Genomic DNA, 19,275 nt, shown 5'->3' with positions numbered 1-19,275 from the left:
GCGTGTTGTCAAGATAGCACCGCTGTGTGACCGAGTAAACGAATCGGCGAATATACTCACCGGTAAGTTCGGCTCACAGGCCGATCGTCGCAGGTCATCGCGTCGGAGTTGTTCCGTTCATCGACTAGGAGTTCGCATGCCTTCCATCTTCATCACCGGCGGCGCCGCCGGGATCGGTCTCGCCACCGCGGAGCGTTTCGGCCGCGAGGGGTGGACAGTCGGCGTCTACGACGTCGACGCCGATGCGCTGGCGAAGGTGAAGGCAGATCATCCCGACTTCATCACCGGCACCATCGACGTCCGCGAGCCGGAGCAGTGGGCCGACGCCCTCGCGGAGTTCACCTCGCACACCGGCGGCACGCTCGACGTGCTCGACAACAACGCCGGCATCCTGCACGAGGGCCAGATCGACCACATCTCGCCGGATCAGATCAAGCGGCAGATCGACATCGATGCCCTCGGCGTCGCGCTCGGCGCCCAGGCCGCGTACCCCTACCTGAAGAAGACGCCGGGCGCGCACCTGGTGAACATCGGCTCGGCGTCGGCCATCTACGGCCAGCCCGGTATCGCGGTCTACTCGGCGACCAAGTTCTTCGTCGCCGGCCTCACCGAAGCGCTCGAGCTGGAGTGGGAGCATGACGACATCCGGGTGGTCAGCATCTGGCCGCTCTGGGCCAAGACCGCACTCGCGACCGGCGGCGCGAAGTCGACCAAGACCCTCGGCATCCGCATCACCCCCGAGCAGGTCGCCGACAAGATCTGGGAGTCGGTCCACCCGACCCGCCAGGACAAGCTGCTGCACCGCACCAGCTACTCCGTCGGCGCGCAGACCCTCGTCCTCCAGAACGCCGCCAAGTTCATCCCGAACTTCCTGAACCGGACCGTGAACAAGTACATCGCCCAGTAGACCCGAACCCTCAAACCCACCCTTTTTCTGTAAATTCACCTCGCTTGGATTCGGTGGGTTTGCGGAAAAAGGGTGGGTTTGTCGGTAGGTGGGTCCGGACGGGGCGTTTGTGCGTCTGACTCGTATGGACCTACCCACCGACCCGCACGGCCTGATCCTGCGCAGCGAAACCGCCGGCACCCTCATCAGCGACGAACAGCTGCGGCGCATGGTCAGCACCAAGACCCTCGCCCGGCTCTGGCCGGGCGCGATGGCCGACTTCACCGTGGTCAGCGAACTTCACGCCATCGAGAGGCACCGTCTGACCGTCATCGCTGCGGCAAGGGCGGGACGACCCGGTCGGATCTTCAGTCACGTGTCCTCGGCTGCCATGCACAGGTTGCCGATGCTGTGGCCCGACCTGTCGAAGGTTCATGTGACGTCGCCGAGAGTCGGGAAACGGGCCACGAACATCATCAGACATCAGGCCATCGTCGATCTGCCGGACATCGAGGTCGTCGACGGGGTCACGGTGACATCCATCGAGCGCACGGCGTGTGATGTCGCCCGCATGGGAACCAACCGGCAGGCCCTCGCGGTGCTCGATGCCGCGCTTCGACGCGACGCCGATCCCGACCGGATGAGACAGATCCTCGACTCGTGCCGAGGGTTCAAAGGGGTCGAGATGCTTCGCCGCGCGCTGGCGCACGCGAACGCATCGTCGGAAAGTGTCGGCGAGTCCCTCAGTCGTGCAGTCATGCTCGAGTTTCCCGACCTACCGGTACCGCGACAACTAGTGAAGATCGTCGACGACCACGGCAGGTTCATCGCTCGCGTCGACTTCTTGCTGGCGAACAGGGTGATCGGCGAGTTCGACGGCATGGTCAAGTACAGCGGCGGCCTGGGCACCGAGCCCGCCCGGCAGACGGTGGTCAAGGAGAAGGCGCGTGAGGACAAGCTGCGCGCGCAGGGGTACATCGTCGTGCGGTGGACATGGCCGGACCTCGCCGACAAGGCGCGCTTCTACGCGCAGATCAAGAAGGCGCTTCGATTCGGCGGCATCGAGTGACCGGCAAACCCACCCCTTTTCCGCAAATCCACCGCTCTCTGACCGGGTGGGTTCACGGAAAAGGGGTGGGTTTGCGGGGCGGTCAGCGGCGTGCGGTCGGGAGCCGCAAGGCGAACCGCAGACTCACCAGCCGCAGTCCGGTCGCGAGAACCGATCCGACGACGAGCCAGATCCAGTGCGGCGCGGACGTATAGGTGGCGCCGACCGCGACGATGGCGGCACCGAGCACCGCGGGCACGGCGTAGAGGTCGAACGGTTGGAGGAGGAGCGGGACCTCGTTGGCTATCACGTCGCGGAGCACGCCACCGCCGACCGCGGTGAGCAGACCGACGGTCGTCGCGGCAAAGGCGCTCGCCCCGACGTCGAGGGCGATGCTCGCGCCGGTCGCGGCGAAGAGCCCCATCCCGAACGCGTCGAGCACCAGGATCGACCGGTGCAGCGCGGTAAATGCGGGATGGAAGAAGAAGACGACGAGGCCGGCGACGGTCGCGGTGACGATGGGACCCCATCCGTTGATCGACGCGGGCGGGGTGATGCCGAGCAGCACGTCGCGCAAGACGCCACCGCCGACACCGGTGAGCACGCCGACGGTGACGATCCCCCACATGTCGAAGTCCTTGCGGACCCCGAGCATGGCACCCGACGCCGCGAATACCGCGATACCCGCGAAGTTGAGCACGTCGAGCAGCACGGATCACCTCAGGATCAGGGACGGGGAAGACCGCCGGCACACGAATGACCGCCCCCGGTCGGACCGGAGGCGGTCATCGGTACGTCAATGCGGTGCCGGAACGGCGACCGGACGAGGCTAGCGACGATCCAGATCGATGAGACCGGCGCGGGCCGCCTTGACCAGACGACGCGGAATCCGCACGGGGACGCCGTTCACCTTCTCTTCTTGCAGTGCGGGGTTTTCCGCCTTCCACTGCGAACGACGGCTACGGGTGTTCGCCCGCGACATCCGGCGCTTCGGTACAGCCATGGTTGAGCCCTTCTCCTACTGTGGTCTGCGTGGCCGATGGTGACGCCATGCATCACTGGGTCGGCCCCATCAGTGCACCCATCGACCCGACGCGGCCGTGGCACACAACCCGACCAGACTACCTGGCGGGGACGTCCAGCTCCAAAATGGCCGATCCGGCGACATCCGTGAGCGCACTTCTCAGAGGTAGCTCCACGGCGACTGCAGGTCGGTCAGCGCGATCGCCAGCCAGTACGCGACCCAGACGACGATGATGAACGCACCGATGATGATCGCGGTCAGCGCAACACCGTCCCCGGTCTGCCTGCCGCCCGACGCTGCTATCTGTTTGCGTGCGACGATCCCGAGCACCAGCCCGATGAGGCCGCCGATCCCACTGCACAGGAGACCCAGCAGCGAGGCGACGAGCGCTCCCACGGCCAGTGTGTTGGTCGACGAGCCGCCGGCGTCGTCGCCGGTGGTCTCGGCGGAGCGGGGTTCAGCGGATTCCGATCCAGGAGGGCGGCCCTCGCCGGGCGGCGTGAACTGCTGGCCTTGCCGGCCCGGGACCGGACCCTGAGGGGGTCGACCGTATCCCTGCGGTGGGCCGTACCCCGGTTGGCCGGAGCCCGGTTGCCCATGGCCCTGCGGTTGCCCGTAACCCTGCGCTTGCCCGTGACCCTGACGTTGCCCGGGGCCCTGCGGTTGCTGACCGTATCCCTGCGGTTGACCGAACCCCTGCTGCGGACCGTGGCCCTGCCGGGGAGGTGGTGGCGGCGCCTGCCCGGGCGGCGGTCCCGCTGCCGGCGGCCGCGTCGAGATCACGCGCGTGGAGTCGTAACCCGACGGGGGCGGGCCACCGGGGCCGCGGCCACCACCCGACCCGGGAGCGCCTGTCCCCGGCGGCGGCGAAACCCGCTGCGCAGAGGGGGGATCCGAGGCAGGTCCGGTACGGATGACACGGGTGACGCCGTCGGCCGGACTGTGCGACTCGGGAATCTCCGTGTCGTCGGGTCCGGCCCCTGGTGTCGACGTCACCGGTACGGAGTCCGGCTCGGCATCGGGGACGGCCGACTTCTGGGTCGGTTCCCACGGCGACGGGTCGGTTGCCGAGGCGTCCGACGGCGGGGTGGGTGATGAGGCCGGATCCGTCGGATCGCCACCTCCGGTCGGAGTGGTCATCAGGTGCCTTTCACGAGCTGTGCGCGCAGCGGGGCGACGCAGGGTGGATGCGTGCACGCACACCCGGCCGTGCATTCTGCACAGCCTAGTGAAAAGGGCTCCGAACTGGGCCGAAGTCGATGATCATGGCGCTCGATCGGCCCGATATTCGTTCAGTAGTAGTAGACGGAGTCCGTCGAATTGCCGGCCGCGATGATGACTATGAAGATGACCACCCACACGATCGCGCCCACGATGGCCAGCGCGCCGGTGATGATCCCGGCGAGCGCCATTCCCGATCCCGTCTGCGTATCACCGGTTTGTTCGACCTCGCGTCGGGCCATGAAGCCGAGGACCACCGCGGCGATGCCGACCGGGAACGAGATCAGGAAGCACGCGGCGAGCATGACCAGACCGACGATTCCCGAGATCAACGCCCCGATCGCCTTGCCGTTGGTGCTCTTCTGCGGCGCCGGGTATCCGTAACCGCCGCCGTAGGGTGCGGCTCCGTACGGATTCTGCGACCCGTAGGCGCTGCCGTAGGCAGGAGCCTGGCCGGCCTGGTACGGATCGTTGTACTGGCCGTAGGACCCGCCCGGGGGTTGCGCATAGGGATCCTGGCTCGGCGTCCCGTATCCCTGGTTGCCGGACGGCGATCCGTAGGGACTCTGGCCGTACTGGTCCTGGCCATAGGCACTCTGGCCGGAAGGACTCTGCCCGTACGGATTCTGACCGTAGGGATTCTGGCCGTAGGGGTCCGACGACGGGCCCGGCTGGTAGGTCTGGCCGTATTCGGTCGGCGCGTACTCCGGGGCGGCGCCCTGGCCCTGGTCACCCTTGCTGAGGTTGGGACCCGAGTTACCCGAAGGGCCCGAGCTCGGCACCGTCCCCCAGTCGTCCTGGCCCTGGCCTGAGCCCTGTCCCGGTGGATAACTCACGCACAACCCCCATGTAGATCCGACACGATGTGTTCACCAGCCTAACGACTAGACTCGACCGGTGTCTGGCGTCATCTCCGGCTTCACGGTGATCTTCATTGTAGTCGGGGTGGGTTACGTCCTCGGGCGCACGCGAGTCATCGGCGACCATGCCCACGAAGTCCTGTCCCGGCTGGTGTTCTTCGTCTTCACCCCGGCACTCCTGTTCCATTCGATGGTCACCTCCGACCTGTCGGTCATCTTCTCGGCGACGCTCGTGATCGCCGGTGGCAGCGCATTCCTCATGGGTGCCGTCTACGTGGTGATCGCCAGGCTCTGGCTCCGGCGCGCGGTCCCCGAACTCGTGATCGGCGGACTGTCGGCGTCGTACGTGAACAGCGTGAATCTCGGACTGCCGATCGCGATCTTCGTCCTCGACGACGCGTCGTTCATCGCTCCGCTGCTGCTGTTCCAGATCCTGATCTACTCACCGGTGGCACTGCTCGCGCTCGATCTCACCGCGCTCGACCGTGATTCGGGACGCTCACTGCTGAGGGACTCCCTCGTCGCCCCGATCACGAATCCGATCGTCGTCGGCGGACTCGCCGGTCTGGCGATCTCGCTGATCGGCTGGACGCCTCCGGCCGCGGTCATGTCTCCACTGAAGATGCTGGGTGATGCCTCGGTGCCGGCGGCCCTGCTCGCGTTCGGCTTGTCCCTGACCGGTGTGGCGGTGTTCAAGAAGGGACAGAGCCCGCGCCGCGACATCGCACTGGCGAGCATCCTGAAGATGGTCGCCATGCCGATCACCGTGTACGCCGTCGCCCGTTGGGGCTTCGGACAGACGGGCGAAGCGCTGTTCGCGCAGGTGGTCATCGCGGCGTTGCCCACCGCACAGAATGTCCTGGTGTACGCCACCCGTTATCGGCGCGGCCAGATCCTCGCCCGGGACACGGCATTGATCACGACGCTCGCGTCGATACCGACCATCATGGTCATCGCCCTCGTGCTGGCCTGAACGGTCAGACGTCCGGCTCGTCTCGGGACACGTGTTTGACGTCGACGCCACCCATCAGCGCCAGTCCCGTCACCCGCACGACCGGTGCGCCGGGCCGAGATGCCTTCTGCGACCTGCCGCTGAAACCGCCCATGATGCCCAGTCCGCCGATCTCGACGGTCACCCCGTCGGGCACCTTGATCTCGACGCCGCCCATGATCGCCATGCACTGGAGAGTCAGCACCGGCGCGATGAACTCCACCTCTCGCAGATCGAGTTCGACCCCGCCCATGATGGCGGTGGCGGTGAGCTGATCAGCGACCACCGCGGTCCCCGACAACTCGCTGCCGGACATGATCGCCAATCGGTGGCGAACGGCCACATCCCCGCTCCCGCCCGTGACGCGCGGCCCCGGGGACAGGCTGGCCGCGGGCATCGCGACGCCGAGCTGAGCCACCGGGAGGTCGTCGGTGAGGAGATCGAGGTCACCGAAAGTCTTGGCGAGCACCGCTTTTCCGGCACGCTCCTCATATTCGGTCGGAGAGAGGCTGCCGTGCGCCATGGCGGCGGAGAGAATCTCGTGGACCAGTTCGCGGTCCGCGTCCGCGGCACGGAGCCGGGCTCGACGGTCGTCGGGAGTCGATGGTTCACCGGGTTGGGTCACGTCTGCAGACCCTAGTTGGCCGAGTCCGGCTGAACCACCCTGATCTTTTCCCCCGGAGTCGACCCCGAGAGACGCTCATCTGCGATCTCGTTTCGACGACCCTCTGCGCAACTGCCCGACGAAAGATCCCGCCGAGCGGCATAATTCATCGCGTCCGGGCGGGACAGACAGCCGACCGGCGTACATCGGAGGCGAAGATGAACCAGCCCTACGATCCGGGCCAGCCCGGCGCCGGCCGGCCGGGACCGGAACCCTCGGGATACCAGCCGCCGTACGGCCAGCCGAATCCCCCGCAGTCGCCATTCCCGGACAGCGGGTACGCACCGTCGGGAGGCTTCGGACAACCCGGGTCATACGGCGGCTATCCACCGCCTCCTCCCCCGCGCAAGGACCGCGCCGGGATGCGACGGTGGGGCAAGATCCTGACCATGGTCGGCGTCCTGATCCTGGTCCTGTCGGTCGCGGTCGGAGTGGTCCTCGCAGTCGCCGGCATCGGCACTGTGGTCGACCAGGCGGACAAGGCGTTCGAGGTGAATCCGACCGCCGAGCAGTACTACGAAGCGGGCGACGAGTTCCAGTTGTTCAGTACCAGCGCCTCGAACGGCGTGCCGGGCTGTGAGATCACCGGCCCCGCCGCGCTGGCACCGGGAACGAACACGACGACCGAGTTCACCTTCGACGGTTCCGGAGTCGAGTCGTTCGACTCCTTCGAGGTCGTCGAATCCGGGACCTACTCGTTCCGATGCGATTCGCCCGCCGTCGTCGCATCGCTCGACGCGTCCGGCATCTTCAGCGGCGTCGGAGGTGTGCTGCTCGCGGTCCTCGGCGGCGGATTCGGCGGTCTGCTCGCGCTGGTGGGCATCGTGCTCTGGATCATCGCCGGCCGGAAACCGAAGACGGTCTTACGGCCTCGACCCCGCGACCTCTCCGCTGAGCCGAGATCAGCCGCGGCGACGCCCCTTTCGGGCCCGAAGATAGTCGCCGACCACGGCGGCACCGAGACCGTCGACGTCCGGTGCCACGACGCGCCCGCCGATGCGGCGGGCGATCTGGTCCATGAAGTGCGCCAGCCCGGGATCCTCGCCGAGCCGGAAGAACGTGACCTGTGCGCCGATTCGCGCGACATGATCGAGTTCGCGGACCGTGAGCGCGATGGTCTGCGGGTGCGGTGGATAGAAGAAGAACGGCTCTCCGCTGGGATCGAGATGCGCGGTGGGCTCTCCGTCGGTGACCACCAGGACCACCGGCTGAGCATTCGGGAACCGTCGGAGGTGCCGCTGCGCGAGCAGCAACGCGTGGTGCAGGTTGGTGCCCTGTTCCATGCGCGGCTGCAGACCCGTCAGCTCCGCGATGTCGATCGAACGCGCATACCTACCGAAGGCGATGAGGTGCAGTTCGTCGCTGCGGAAACGGGTGGAGATCAGGTGATTCAGGGCGATCGCGGTGCGCTTCATCGGCGTCCACCGCCCCTCCATCTCCATCGAGAACGAGGTGTCGACGAGAAGCACGACCGCCGCCTGTGTACGGCTCTCGGTCTCCGAGACCTCGACGTCGCGGACATCGATGCGCACACCCGACCGCGCCATCTCCGAGGTCGCCAGAGACGGCTCGGTGGTCTCGGAGACGGTGCGCAGCACCGCATTCGAGACCGTTCGAGTGACATCCCAGGGATCGGTGTCGCCGAACTCCCACTCACGCGAGGCGCCGGTCGGTTCGCCCAGTAGTCCGGTCTGGCGGGTCTGGCGGTCGCCTCGACGCCCCGACAGCTGTTCGGCGATGTCCCGGAAGATCGACTGGCCGAGCTGGCGCATCGCCTTGGGACTCAGCCGCAGCTGACCATCGGCGGTGCGATCGAAGAATCCCTGTTCGGACAACGCCTTCTCGAGTTCGGCCAGCATCCGGGCGTCGACCGCCGCGTCGTCGCCGAGCTGCCTGGCGAGCGCATCGAGGTCGATGTCGTCCATCTGCGCGCCCGCGTACTGCTGTGACAACTGCTCGGAGAGTGCGTCGAGTTCGGAGATGTCGCGCAGCGCGGCGGCACCCTCACCGAGTCCCATCGGCTGATCGCCGGAGAACGACTGCGCGTCGTCCCAGTCGAGACCCGGTCGTGCCGCCCGAAGCTGCGAATCCATCTGTGCTAGTTGATTCATGAGGTCGGGCGAACCGAAAGCCTGCTGGGCCAGCTGGTCCAGTTCGGCCCGTTGCTCCGGAGTCAGCGAGTTGTAGAACTGCTGCGCCGCGGCCGCCCGCTGCGCGAGGGAGTCGATCAGCTCCTCGGTGTTACGGGGGTTCTCCGGGAAGAACTCGCCGTGTGCGTCCATGAACTCGTCGAACGCCTCGGTGGTGTCCTCGCCCCGATTGTGCGCCTCGAGGAGCTTGTTCAGGTCCTTGAGCATCTCCGAGATGCGTTGTCGGTCCTGCTCGTTCGCGCCCTCGAGGGCTTCCTTCATCCCCGCGAAGCGCTGATCCAGCAGCTCCCGCCCGAGCAGGTCCTTGATCTTGTCGTAGTCCTCGCGCGCCTGCGGACTGCGCCAGTTGTACTCCGACAGTTCCTCGACGGCCTGCGCGGTCGACGGCGGGAGACTCCCGATCTGCATCTCGGCGAACCGGGCGTCGTCGTCGAGGTCACGCGCCAGTTGCTTGCGCTCCTCGAGTACCGCGCGGTCGAGGAGTTCGCGGATCTCGGCGAACGTGCCGTCGAGATTGCGCTTCTTGAGCAGCTCCTGCCGGCGGCGGTTGATCTGCTCGCGCAACTTGTCGAGCCCCCGCATGTCCGGCGTGCCGCGGCGCAGCAGTTCCCGCAGCGCCCGCTGCGGCGACGCTCCGGCCATGACGTCCTCGCCGATCGTCTCCAGCGCCTCGCGCAGGTCGACCGGAGGCGCGAGCGGATCGGGGCCGCCGGCGTAACGCTGGTAGCGCGAACGATGGAAGCTCTTGCGCGCCATGTGTTCTCCTAAACTTGTCGCGAAACCCTTCGTGGCTCGGGGAGCGGGGACGGTTTTTGCGCTCCTCGCACCTCAGGGAGCGGGGATGGTTCCTGCGCTCCTGACGCAGGGGCACTCAGCCGTAGACCGTTTGACCGCTCTCGTCGGCTTCCTTGCCGATCCGGCGGGCGAGGAAGAGCCCTTCGAGCGCGAGTTCGACGGCACTGGCGCGCTCCCCTTCGGTGTCGGCCTCGAGGCGCTCGGCGATCTGGTCGAGGACGCCGGCGGTGGCGTCCGGCGACGGGATGGAACCCAGCAGATCGGCGGCGCGCACCCGGTCACCGGTGACCACCGGCTCACCGTTCTCGAGGGCATCGACGAGCGGAGCCATGTCGATGCCACCGAGGTGGGCACGCACCGCGTCGGCGATGGACTTGCGCATCAGGTGCTCGAGGATCTCCAGTTCACGCCCCTCCTCGCCGGACTCGAACTCGATCTTGCCGCGGAGCACCTCGATCACCGACTCGAGATCGACCACTCGGGCCACCGCCTGATCCTCGCCCGTCACCGTCGCCCGGTGGAGCGCCGCGGCCGCGACGGTCTCGGCACCGGCGATGGAGAAGCGGGCCGACACACCGGACCGCTGGTCGATGGACGGGTGATCGCGGGCGTAACGGGTGAAGCGCGCCAGGATCTCGGTGATGAACGTCGGCACGCTGGCGGTGAGATCCGCCTCCTGCTCGATGACCGACACCTCGTCGTCGAGCTCGAGTGGGTAATGGGTGCGGATCTCGGCGCCGAAGCGGTCCTTGAGCGGGGTGATGATCCGTCCGCGGTTGGTGTAGTCCTCCGGGTTGGCGCTCGCCATCACCAGGACGTCGAGCGGCAGTCGCAGGGTGTAACCGCGGACCTGGATGTCGCGCTCCTCCATCACGTTGAGCATGGACACCTGGATTCGCTCGGCGAGGTCGGGCAGCTCGTTGATGGCGACGATGCCGCGGTGCGAACGCGGGATGAGTCCGAAGTGGATGGTCTCCGGGTCGCCGAGGCTGCGGCCCTCGGCGACCTTCATCGGGTCGATGTCGCCGACGAGGTCGGCGACGGACGTGTCCGGCGTGGCCAGCTTCTCGCTGTAACGCTGCGAACGGTGCCGCCACTCGATCGGCAGATCGTCGAGGAGGTTGGCGGCCTTCCGGATCGACCCCGGGGTGATGGGTTCGTACGGGTGCTCACCGAGTTCGGAACCGGCGATGACCGGCGTCCACTCGTCGAGGAGCCCGACCAGGGTGCGCAGGATTCGCGTCTTGCCCTGACCGCGTTCCCCGAGCATGACGACGTCGTGGCCGGCGATCAGCGCCCGCTCGAGCTGCGGGATGACCGTGGCCTCGAAGCCCACGATGCCCGGCCACGGATCACGTCCCTCGCGGAGTGCGGACAGGAGGTTGTTGCGGATCTCGTCGCGCACACTGCGTTGGACATGACCGCTGGCACGCAGTTCACCCAAGGTGCGGGGTGACGGATGCCGGGTTTCGGTCGACTGGGAGCCATGTGTGGTGAAGTTGTCCTCTGGCACCTCATCGAGGCTACTCCGCGTTGCGGAGCGCGTGCGCGTCGTCACTGTCCGCCGCCGCCGGCGTCCAGGTCGGGTCGCGGCCGATGAATCCCATGAGGCGACTCACCGCGTCGGCGTCGGCGCCCACCTCGACCTTCGGACCGTACTGACCCGAGCTGCGGAGGATGTCGTCGATCGGCGCCATGCCCGCGAGCAGTTGCTCGGCGAATACGGGGTCGAGGTCGGGGGTCGCGCCCTGGGATCGGGCCAGATCCCAGGTGTGCATGTACACGTCGGCCGTGTAGAACCGGTCGATCGCATCGGCGAGACGGTGCTCCCCGGCCATGGGATGGCTGAAGGCGTCTTCGGCCGGCGGCCCGTCGAGCAGGGCCTGCACCCCCGCCGTGTGCGCCGACCACGCCGCGCCCGGGTCGTCGGCGACGGCCGGACCGGCCGGGAGTTCGACGCCACCGGCGGCGAGGAAGCCGGTGAACCAGTCGACGAGATGGGCGACGACATCGCGCGCCACCCACCCGTCGACCGGCGTCGGGGCGTTCCAGTCGGAGACGTCGGCGATCACGTCGGCGAAGCCTGCAGTGACTTCGCGATGCCGTGCGCCGGCACTCAGATCTGCGATGGTCATGTCCGACGGCTCAGACCGTGCCGTCGGACAGCATGCGGTCAAGGGCGGCGTAGCCCTCGTTGACGCCGACCTCCATGCCGGAGGCGAGCCAACCGTCGCGCGCTTCGAAACTGTCGCACAGGGATTGGGCGTGGAGCCGCGTCGTGCCGTCGCCCAGGTCCTCGAACCAGAGGGTTTCCAGCGACACCGCGTCCGGCATGCCGAGGAAGGTGAACGTCTGCACGATCTTGTCCTCGCCCACGGTGTGGAAGCAGCCACGGAATCCGAACTCCTGCCCATCGTGGGTGGAGACATAGCTCCAGCTGCCACCGTCGCGGACGTCCCACTCGACGATCCGGCTGCTGATGGCGTCCGGCCCGATCCACCGGACGAAGAGCTCGGGGTCGGTGTGGGCTTTCATCAGTTGCGCGGGCGTCCCGCGGAAGTCCCGCGTGATACGGATGACGGGCACCTCCTTGTCGGCCTCGATGGCAGCCTCGGGATAGCGGGTCTGGGTTGCGGTCATGACGCCTTTCCTTCCTGGTGGAGTGGTTGTTCGGCCTCGGGTTCCGACGGATGCTGGGCCTCAGGGCCGTCGTTCATCTCGGCGAGCAGCGTGTCGAGGCGCTGGTAGCGCTCCTCCGCCCGCTTGCGATACCGCTCGATCCACTTGGTCATGAGGTCGAACACCTCTGCTTCCAGGTGGACCGGACGGGTTTGGGCCTCCCGGGTTCGGGTCACCAGACCGGCATCCTGGAGCACCTTCAGATGCTTCGAGACGGCCTGGATGCTGACGTCGTACGGTTCGGCGAGTTGACTGACCGTCGCATCCGAGACCGCAAGCCGCGCAACCATGTCGCGCCGCGTGGGGTCCGCGAGTGCGGCGAACACCTTGGACAACTCGTCTGCCATTCGAACTCCTCAACCGATTGGTTGAATACGATCGTGCGCCCTGCCGAGGCCGTTGTCAACCCCTTGGTTGAATACGCTGGTTCCGCAACTTGGCAGGGTGGAACGGCCCCACGACGACGACTCCCACCGTCGGCGGATGAGCCGAGGTGGGAGTCGGGTGGGAGTCCAGGAGTCGGGTGGGGGTCCGGGCGTCGCCGGGGCGGGGGTCAGGCCGGCCCGATGGGTGCCTCACCGCGCAGGGTGATCCGGTGCATCACACGGCGGGCGTCACCGTAGTCGCGGTTCGCGTAGTGCAGCGTGTTCCGGTTGTCCCACAGCACCAGGTCGCCGAGGCGCCAGCGGTGCCGGACGATGTGTTCGGGCTTGGTGAGATGCGCGTAGAGCAGATCCAGGATGCCGCGGCTCTCCGCGTCGGAGACACCGTCGATGTGCGAGGTGAATCCGGGATTGACGAACAACGACTTGCGGCCGGTCTCCGGGTGGATGCGCACCACCGGGTGGGTGACCGGCACCAGCTCGGTGACCTCTTCGCCGTCCCAGGTGTTGCCACGGCCGTTGCGTCGCTGCTTGAGGTAGTAACCGAACTCCCGGTTACCGTCGTGCACCGCACTGAGTCCGTCGATCATCCGGCGGACCGGCTCCGACAGCGACCGGTACGCGAGTTCGGCGTCCGCCCAGTTGGTGTCACCGCCGTTGCGCGGCAACACAACCGGACGCAGGATCGATCCCATCGGCGGGCGCGGCATGAACGTGACGTCGGTGTGCCAGACATCGGCGAATCCGTTGTCGGCGCTGTCGAGTGAGTAGACCTCACCGGGGACGTCGCCGCTGTTCCACACCGGATGCCCGAAGGTCAGGTCGCCCAGCCGGTTTCCGAATCGGATGTGCGCCTCGTCGTCGAGGTGCTGATCGCGGAGGACGATGACCTTGTAGTCGATCAGCGCCCGGCGCAGCGCGGCGATCTGGGCGTCGGATGCCGTGGCCACGTCGACGCCGCGGATCTCGGCACCGAAGTGCGGACCGAACTCGTCGACATCGAATTCGACTCCACCGGAGATGGTTCCGGTGTCCGGACGAAGTGCCGTGTCAGGACGGGGTGTGGAGCCGACGGATTGCGAGGTGGTTGTCATGAGGGTTGTTCTCCAGGTCGAAGCAGGCGGGGGCGGGAGCGGGGCGCGCCGGCGGCGAACCGTGATGCGATCCGTCCGCCCAGTTCATCGAGTGGAGAGTGCCCGTGGTCCCGCTGTCGCGCCTGGCGACGAGCCCGGCTTTCCCGCTGGTCGAGCCGGTGAGGCTCGCAGGCGCCGGGCCGAGCACGCGACGTAGGAGCGTGTCGAGGTCGACGAGCCGAGTCGAAGCCGCCATCGTGGCGGGAGACGCGGGAACGGAATACACCCCTACTGTCTAACCGTCCACCGGGGTCACCGGACAGGGTTGAGCCCACGCTGAGGAAAAGACCCGCTGCGTCATGCCACCGCGGCTTCCTTGACCGCGGCGCCGATCTCGGCACGCAGCGCCGCGTACTCCGGGGAGCCGCGTAGTTCGTCGGGTTCGACGCCGGTACGCGGCAAGGTCGAGGAGAGGTCCAGCGCGATCCGTCCCGGCCGTTTGGTGAGCACGATGATCCGACTGCCCAGGAACGCGGCCTCGTCGGCGCTGTGCGTGACGAAGACATTGGTGCGTCCACTGCCCGCACTCACCGCCCGCACATCCTCCTGCAACCGTTCCCGGGTCAGCGCGTCGAGCGCGGCGAACGGCTCGTCGAGCAGCAGCAGGGATGTCTCGGCGGCCAGCGCCCGGGCGATCGCCACGCGTTGCTGCTGCCCACCCGAGATCTCCCAGATGCGCCGATGGGCGGTGTCGTCCAACCCGACTCGTTCGAGGAGTTCGTTCCGGCGTGCCGCCCGTTCGGACCTGGGGACCTTCGCATATTTGAGTGCGAGATCGACGTTGCCGCCCACGGTCTTCCACGGGAACAGGCGCGGTTGCTGGAAGACCACACCGGAGGTCACCCCCGGCACCGGCGCACCGCCCGACACCTCCACGTCGCCCACCGTCGCGGGTTCGAAGCCGGCGATGAGTCGCAAGAGTGTGGACTTGCCACACCCGGATGCGCCCACCAGCACCAGGAACTCCCCCGGCGGGACGTCCAGGTCGACCGGACCGACCGCGGTCACCGTGCCCGCACCCGTCCCGTATCTCTGGGACACGTTGCGCAGCCGGATCGAGCCGCGTTGCCCCGCGGGTCGGACCTCGGTCGTCGCAGCGGCGCGGCCCGCGGCCGGCGGACTACTGCTGTTCGAGGACACCCGGCAATCCCTCTGTGTAGATGGCCTCGCGGAACGTCTCGATCGGCGGGGCGGCGGGAATCTGCTGCTGCTCGGCGAGGAACACCGCTGCGCTGTGCAGATTCTCGGATAGATTCCCCGGGTTGCCCTGTGTGCCGAGCCAGGTCGGACTGGTCAGCTCCGCGACGGTGAGGAAGGTGCCCTGCTTCAGCTGGTTGGCCGCATCCTCCGGCGTCGTACCCAGCTGTGCGGCGACGGCGTCGGCCGCGGCCTGCGGGTCGTCCTTGATCAGGGTGAGCGCCCGGGCCTGGACCTGGCGCCAGGTGTTCACGACCTCGGGATTCGCCGCGGCGAACTCACTGGAGACCACACCGAGGTCCAGCGTCGGCTTGCCGGCCGTGGCCAACTGTCGACTGGCGATGAGAGTCTTTCCGTCCTTGCGCAATTCGTCGAGCGTGGGCAGCCAGGTGTACACCGCGTCGACGTCTCCTCGCTGCCAGGCAGCCAGGGAGGCCTGCGGCTGCAGATCGATGAGGTCCACGTCTTTCGGGTTCACCCCGGCCTGGTCGAGCGCGGCGAGCAGGCTGTAGTGGGCGGTGGAGGCGAACGCCGTCGCCACCCGCTTGCCCTTGAGATCGGCGACGGTGTCGATGCCGGTTCCGTTGCGCGCGACGAGTGCCTCATTGTCACCGGCGACGTCGAGGACGAAGGCCACCTGGTACGGGATGTTCAGCGGCGCGGACAGTCCACGGGCCACCGGGCTGGAACCGATGGCGGCGAAGTCGACCTCCTTGGCGACGAACGCGGTGTTGATGTCGGCACCGGAGTCGAACTTGGTCCACTTGATGTTGAAGTCCGGCAGGGCTTCCTCGAGCCAGCCGTTGTTCTTGACGATCAGGTCGCCGCTCGGGAAGGACTGGTAGGCGAGCCGGATCGTCGGCTTGCTGTCGTCTTCGGAGTTGTCGACCGAGCAGCCGGCGAGTACCAGCGTCGCTGCGGCGATCACCCCGAGCACCGCACCGAACCGCGAGCGGCGCAACCGGCCCGAACCGGGCACCCCACGTGTGATTCTCATGTCTGTCAGACCTTTCCGCGCCACGGCACCACTCGGTGCTCGATTGTTCGAAGGAGCCCGTCGATGATCAGTCCGGACAGACCGATGGCGATGATGCCGACCAGGACGACGGGTGTGTTGTTGTAGTTGCTGGCGTCCTTGACCACGCCACCGATTCCGGGGATGCCGTTGAACAACTCGGCCGCGACCACCGAGGAATAGGCGATGCCGACCGAAAGCCGTACACCGGTGAAGGTCTCGGGCAGGGCCGACGGTACGACGACATCGCGGATCAACTCCGACCGCGACGCCCCGAGCGCGCGCGCCGCCTCGATGAGACCCACCGGCGCGGCACTGACGGCGGCGGTGGTCGCCACGGCCGCGGGCGGAAGCGCGGCGAGTGCCAGCAGGGTGATCTTGGGAGCCTCGTCGATGCCGAGCCAGATGACCAGCAGGAAGAAGTAGGCCAGCGGCGGCAGTGCGCGCAGGAACGTGAGCCACGGTTCGAGCAGGCGTCGAAGCCACCCCACGGTTCCCATCGCCAATCCGAGCAGTACGCCGAGGATCACGCCGATCGCGACACCCGCGAAGACACGGCGCAGCGTCATGTACAGGTGTTCCCACCAGTAGTAGTCGGCGTAACCACGGACTCCGTCGTGCGTCGTGGACATGTCGACGAAGGCCTGCCACACGGTGCCCAGGCGCGGCACGAAGGTCTCACTCCAGATCCCGCTGACGGCGACGAGCTGCCACGCCGCGGCGAACACCACCACCGAGAGCAGCGGGAGGCCCACCCGTGTCAGCAGTGATCGCACGCGAGACGAACCGCCGGGCGACGTGCGCTCCGCCCCACCACCCGCTTCTTCCGGGGTGATGTCCACAAACAAGGTCACCGTGCATGTCTAGACATCGCGATCCCCCGCGACCAGAGTTTTCTTCGTCGAGAGGAAAACTCGCGCCGGATGCATGCGAATCGGGCCACATGTGCATGTCGCGTGCTGTTTTCCGGTCGCGGACCTAAAGGTAGCGGCTTTCAGGTCGCTGCGTTCAGGGAGCCGGCGGGCGTAGGAACTGCGCGGCGACTTCGGCTACTCCCGACAGCGCGGACTCGACCCGAGCGTGAAGCGCCAGGCCCGTGGCGGTCCAGCCGGGTTCGTCGTCGAGATCGGCATCGTGCGGGCGAGCGTTCCACACGTCGTTCCAGTCGGTGAGCGCTCCCGCCAATTCGGGGTCGAGTCCCAGACGTGCCGGATCGGCCGGGTAGTTCTCGGTGAAGCTCTCCCAGAGCGGCCCTGCGCCCCACTCGGGGAACATACGGATGAGCCGGAGACCATCGGGGAGGACGACCGGCCGGGAACGTGCGGCACGTGAGGCGAGATACCGCAGTTGCATTTCGGTTCGCCTTGTCTGCTCGGCCCACGTTCGAGCGCGCCGCCGATAGTCGTATCCGGACAGCCACATCAGTCGTTCACAGTCAGCCGAAGCGTCGACCACAGCGAGCGACCACAGCTTGCCCCGATCGGTGAAGAAGTAGTCCGCGTCCGAGATCACCGTGGTCACATCGCATCCGGAATAGTCGAGTACCTCCGCGTGGTAGCCGGCCCCGTCGTATTCGAACCCGAAGATTCTCAACCGTGTCTCGCAACCTGCATCGTCGGTGCCCGGCTGCGCTGTCCCGCTGTTCGTCAATTTTCACACCCCCGATCGAACAGGATCTCACACACGCCCGGCCGAGCGTAGCGACACAGAGGCCGGACGCTCGGGTCGCCGAGTGCCCCGACTCACGAGGCATCCCGCCGGTTCCCAAGCCACGTTCGGTGAGTTTCACGAAAGTCGTCGAATGCCATCAGATCACCCATTCTGAGACAGAATGCGAAACGGGTGTGACGGAAGTTGACCACTGTCAACGGTTTATGCATAGTCGACGAAATCGACTGCGCAGTCGAATATTTCGCGATCCCCGGCTTGTGGAAACTCCTCGAAATCGAACGCATGTTCCTGTACCTTGGAGTCATGCCAGAGCTCACCACCCTCCTCGATCAGCTCATCGAGACCGCACCGCCCGCCGACGACCCCACGGGCACAGCAACATTCGACGCGTTGAACGTGCTCCGGTTGATACGCAACACCGTCGATCACCAGATCGTCACCCACACAGCACAACTCGACGAACTCGAAGTCGCACACAAGGCCGGTGGCACCACCCGGCAGCTCTTGATCGAGATGGGACACGCACCCGCCATCGCCTGCCGCATCATGCGCAGTGTCGACGGCCTACCCACGCTGCCCGCCCTGGCACGTCACGCCGCCGACGGACGCCTGTCGTCCGAAGTCGTCGACGCCATCGTCCGCGGAATGAACCACATCGACAAACGCTGCCCCGACGGACTTTCCGACAGCGACAAGAGTTCCTACGAGATCGAACTCCTCGGCCAAGCACTCTCCGGTGCGACACCGGCACAGGTGCTTGTGCACGCCCGTACGATCGCCAACACACTGGCCGAAGCAACCGACAGCGGCATCCCCGCCGCGGACGACGCATCCCTCAACACAGTCAACGTCCACACCACCGACGACGGCCGCGTCGACCTCCGCGCCGACCTGACCCAGACGGTCGGCGAGAAGTTCCTGGCGATGATCGACGAACGCTCCTGCCCACGCCCCGAACCCGACGGCGCCGACGACCGACGCACCGCCGAGCAACGCCGCGCCGACGCGTTCGAACTCATCCTCGACCAGGCTGCATTGGGTGCGAGGATCGACAGCATCGGCAGTCCCCGTACCCAATTGATGGTTACCATCCCCGCCAGCGGCGCCGACCCGGCATCCCTGCCGTGGACAGGGCCGGTCAGTCAGGCCACCGCCAAGCAGCTCGCGTGCGACGGATCGCTGACCGAGATCGTCCTCGACGGTGAAGGTGTGCCGCTTCAGATGGGACACACCCGCCGACTGTTCCCAACACACCTGCGCAAAGCCGTGATCATCCGCGACCAATGCTGCATCAAATGCGGAGCGCCGCCGTTACATACGCAAGTCCACCACATCGAGCACTGGGCCGACGGCGGTCCCACCGACCTCGACAACGGGTGCCTGCTCTGCCAACGCTGCCACACCCAGGTGCACCACCACGGCTGGGACATCGTCATCGGCTACGACCGACACCCGTGGCTCGTCCCGCCCGCCACCATCGACCCACGGCGCCGTCCGTTGCCGGCTTACAACCGACGCACCATGCGACTCGACGACGCCGCCTGACACCCGCCGATCA

General features: G+C 67.1%; 20 protein-coding genes. 4 read left to right on the top strand and 16 right to left on the bottom strand.

The window, feature by feature from the left end:
• Nucleotides 1-136: 136 nt before the first annotated feature.
• On the top strand, nucleotides 137-907 hold the full coding sequence (locus KTR9_RS07430) for an SDR family oxidoreductase (RefSeq protein ID WP_010843510.1): 771 nt from the start codon (nucleotides 137-139) through the stop codon (nucleotides 905-907).
• Between the two features lie 124 nt (nucleotides 908-1,031).
• Nucleotides 1,032-1,955 (top strand): type IV toxin-antitoxin system AbiEi family antitoxin domain-containing protein, encoded by a 924-nt coding sequence (locus KTR9_RS07425; RefSeq protein ID WP_044506162.1) that lies wholly within the window; start codon nucleotides 1,032-1,034, stop codon nucleotides 1,953-1,955.
• 82 nt (nucleotides 1,956-2,037) lie between these two features.
• On the opposite strand, the gene KTR9_RS07420 is transcribed toward KTR9_RS07425, so the two are convergent.
• From KTR9_RS07420 to KTR9_RS07405, 4 genes are all read right to left on the bottom strand, one after another.
• Complete coding sequence (locus KTR9_RS07420) at nucleotides 2,038-2,646, bottom strand: trimeric intracellular cation channel family protein (protein ID WP_014925880.1); 609 nt, start codon at nucleotides 2,644-2,646, stop codon at nucleotides 2,038-2,040.
• Between the two features lie 117 nt (nucleotides 2,647-2,763).
• The gene (gene rpmF / locus KTR9_RS07415) at nucleotides 2,764-2,937 is read right to left on the bottom strand and encodes a 50S ribosomal protein L32 (RefSeq protein WP_004020060.1); all 174 of its coding nucleotides are present in this window, start codon (nucleotides 2,935-2,937) and stop codon (nucleotides 2,764-2,766) included.
• 180 nt (nucleotides 2,938-3,117) lie between these two features.
• Nucleotides 3,118-4,098: a DUF4190 domain-containing protein gene (locus KTR9_RS27925; protein ID WP_014925879.1), complete on the bottom strand. Its 981-nt coding sequence runs from the start codon at nucleotides 4,096-4,098 to the stop codon at nucleotides 3,118-3,120.
• A gap of 152 nt (nucleotides 4,099-4,250) precedes the next feature.
• Complete coding sequence (locus tag KTR9_RS07405; RefSeq protein WP_014925878.1) at nucleotides 4,251-5,015, bottom strand: DUF4190 domain-containing protein; 765 nt, start codon at nucleotides 5,013-5,015, stop codon at nucleotides 4,251-4,253.
• Nucleotides 5,016-5,076: 61 nt separating this feature from the next.
• Here KTR9_RS07405 and KTR9_RS07400 point away from each other — a divergent pair, with 61 nt between their 5' ends.
• On the top strand, nucleotides 5,077-6,012 hold the full coding sequence (locus tag KTR9_RS07400) for an AEC family transporter (RefSeq protein ID WP_014925877.1): 936 nt from the start codon (nucleotides 5,077-5,079) through the stop codon (nucleotides 6,010-6,012).
• A 4-nt stretch (nucleotides 6,013-6,016) separates the two neighbouring features.
• Here KTR9_RS07400 and KTR9_RS07395 read toward each other — a convergent pair whose 3' ends face one another.
• The 12 genes from KTR9_RS07395 to KTR9_RS26495 form a co-directional block, all read right to left on the bottom strand.
• On the bottom strand, nucleotides 6,017-6,655 hold the full coding sequence (locus KTR9_RS07395; protein WP_014925876.1) for a DUF1707 domain-containing protein: 639 nt from the start codon (nucleotides 6,653-6,655) through the stop codon (nucleotides 6,017-6,019).
• Between the two features lie 941 nt (nucleotides 6,656-7,596).
• Entirely contained in the window at nucleotides 7,597-9,600 is a 2,004-nt protein-coding gene (locus tag KTR9_RS07390) for a vWA domain-containing protein (RefSeq protein ID WP_014925875.1), read from the bottom strand.
• Between the two features lie 115 nt (nucleotides 9,601-9,715).
• Nucleotides 9,716-11,152 (bottom strand): sigma 54-interacting transcriptional regulator, encoded by a 1,437-nt coding sequence (locus KTR9_RS07385; protein WP_010843519.1) that lies wholly within the window; start codon nucleotides 11,150-11,152, stop codon nucleotides 9,716-9,718.
• Nucleotides 11,153-11,162: 10 nt separating this feature from the next.
• On the bottom strand, nucleotides 11,163-11,774 hold the full coding sequence (locus KTR9_RS07380; RefSeq protein WP_044506155.1) for a maleylpyruvate isomerase family mycothiol-dependent enzyme: 612 nt from the start codon (nucleotides 11,772-11,774) through the stop codon (nucleotides 11,163-11,165).
• A gap of 10 nt (nucleotides 11,775-11,784) precedes the next feature.
• A complete protein-coding gene (locus tag KTR9_RS07375; RefSeq protein ID WP_010843521.1) occupies nucleotides 11,785-12,279 on the bottom strand; it encodes an SRPBCC domain-containing protein in 495 nt (164 codons plus the stop codon).
• On the bottom strand, nucleotides 12,276-12,665 hold the full coding sequence (locus KTR9_RS07370) for an ArsR/SmtB family transcription factor (protein WP_014925872.1): 390 nt from the start codon (nucleotides 12,663-12,665) through the stop codon (nucleotides 12,276-12,278). The genes KTR9_RS07375 and KTR9_RS07370 overlap by 4 nt, the downstream gene beginning before the upstream one ends.
• Before the next feature lie 206 nt (nucleotides 12,666-12,871).
• A complete protein-coding gene (locus KTR9_RS07365) occupies nucleotides 12,872-13,795 on the bottom strand; it encodes a TauD/TfdA dioxygenase family protein (RefSeq protein WP_014925871.1) in 924 nt (307 codons plus the stop codon).
• Nucleotides 13,752-14,060, bottom strand: a complete 309-nt coding sequence (locus KTR9_RS27250) for a hypothetical protein (protein ID WP_148281156.1) — start codon at nucleotides 14,058-14,060, stop codon at nucleotides 13,752-13,754. The genes KTR9_RS07365 and KTR9_RS27250 overlap by 44 nt, the downstream gene beginning before the upstream one ends.
• A 71-nt stretch (nucleotides 14,061-14,131) precedes the next feature.
• Nucleotides 14,132-14,974 (bottom strand): ABC transporter ATP-binding protein, encoded by an 843-nt coding sequence (locus tag KTR9_RS07360; protein WP_014925870.1) that lies wholly within the window; start codon nucleotides 14,972-14,974, stop codon nucleotides 14,132-14,134.
• Nucleotides 14,955-16,028: a taurine ABC transporter substrate-binding protein gene (locus KTR9_RS07355; protein WP_014925869.1), complete on the bottom strand. Its 1,074-nt coding sequence runs from the start codon at nucleotides 16,026-16,028 to the stop codon at nucleotides 14,955-14,957. The genes KTR9_RS07360 and KTR9_RS07355 overlap by 20 nt, the downstream gene beginning before the upstream one ends.
• Nucleotides 16,029-16,033: 5 nt before the next feature.
• Nucleotides 16,034-16,900: an ABC transporter permease gene (locus KTR9_RS07350; protein WP_014925868.1), complete on the bottom strand. Its 867-nt coding sequence runs from the start codon at nucleotides 16,898-16,900 to the stop codon at nucleotides 16,034-16,036.
• Between the two features lie 154 nt (nucleotides 16,901-17,054).
• Complete coding sequence (locus KTR9_RS26495) at nucleotides 17,055-17,639, bottom strand: hypothetical protein (RefSeq protein ID WP_049942578.1); 585 nt, start codon at nucleotides 17,637-17,639, stop codon at nucleotides 17,055-17,057.
• Between the two features lie 360 nt (nucleotides 17,640-17,999).
• On the opposite strand from KTR9_RS26495, the gene KTR9_RS07340 reads away from it, so the two are divergent.
• Nucleotides 18,000-19,262: an HNH endonuclease gene (locus tag KTR9_RS07340; protein WP_044507708.1), complete on the top strand. Its 1,263-nt coding sequence runs from the start codon at nucleotides 18,000-18,002 to the stop codon at nucleotides 19,260-19,262.
• Nucleotides 19,263-19,275: the final 13 nt, after the last annotated feature.

The sequence above is a fragment of the Gordonia sp. KTR9 genome, assembly GCF_000143885.2.
Taxonomy (GTDB): Bacteria; Actinomycetota; Actinomycetes; order Mycobacteriales; family Mycobacteriaceae; genus Gordonia.
Note: the sequence above shows the minus strand (reverse complement) of the source record. Positions and strands in the feature narration are given on the sequence as shown.

Coding starts and splice junctions, on each gene's coding strand:
- KTR9_RS07355 (WP_014925869.1), bottom strand. CDS start 16,028: ATGAGAATCACACGTGGGGTGCCCGGTTCGGGCCGGTTGCGCCGCTCG.
- rpmF (WP_004020060.1), bottom strand. CDS start 2,937: ATGGCTGTACCGAAGCGCCGGATGTCGCGGGCGAACACCCGTAGCCGT.
- KTR9_RS07375 (WP_010843521.1), bottom strand. CDS start 12,279: ATGACCGCAACCCAGACCCGCTATCCCGAGGCTGCCATCGAGGCCGAC.
- KTR9_RS27925 (WP_014925879.1), bottom strand. CDS start 4,098: ATGACCACTCCGACCGGAGGTGGCGATCCGACGGATCCGGCCTCATCA.
- KTR9_RS07380 (WP_044506155.1), bottom strand. CDS start 11,774: ATGACCATCGCAGATCTGAGTGCCGGCGCACGGCATCGCGAAGTCACT.
- KTR9_RS07390 (WP_014925875.1), bottom strand. CDS start 9,600: ATGGCGCGCAAGAGCTTCCATCGTTCGCGCTACCAGCGTTACGCCGGC.
- KTR9_RS07430 (WP_010843510.1), top strand. CDS start 137: ATGCCTTCCATCTTCATCACCGGCGGCGCCGCCGGGATCGGTCTCGCC.
- KTR9_RS07340 (WP_044507708.1), top strand. CDS start 18,000: ATGTTCCTGTACCTTGGAGTCATGCCAGAGCTCACCACCCTCCTCGAT.
- KTR9_RS07370 (WP_014925872.1), bottom strand. CDS start 12,665: ATGGCAGACGAGTTGTCCAAGGTGTTCGCCGCACTCGCGGACCCCACG.
- KTR9_RS07365 (WP_014925871.1), bottom strand. CDS start 13,795: ATGACAACCACCTCGCAATCCGTCGGCTCCACACCCCGTCCTGACACG.
- KTR9_RS07425 (WP_044506162.1), top strand. CDS start 1,032: ATGGACCTACCCACCGACCCGCACGGCCTGATCCTGCGCAGCGAAACC.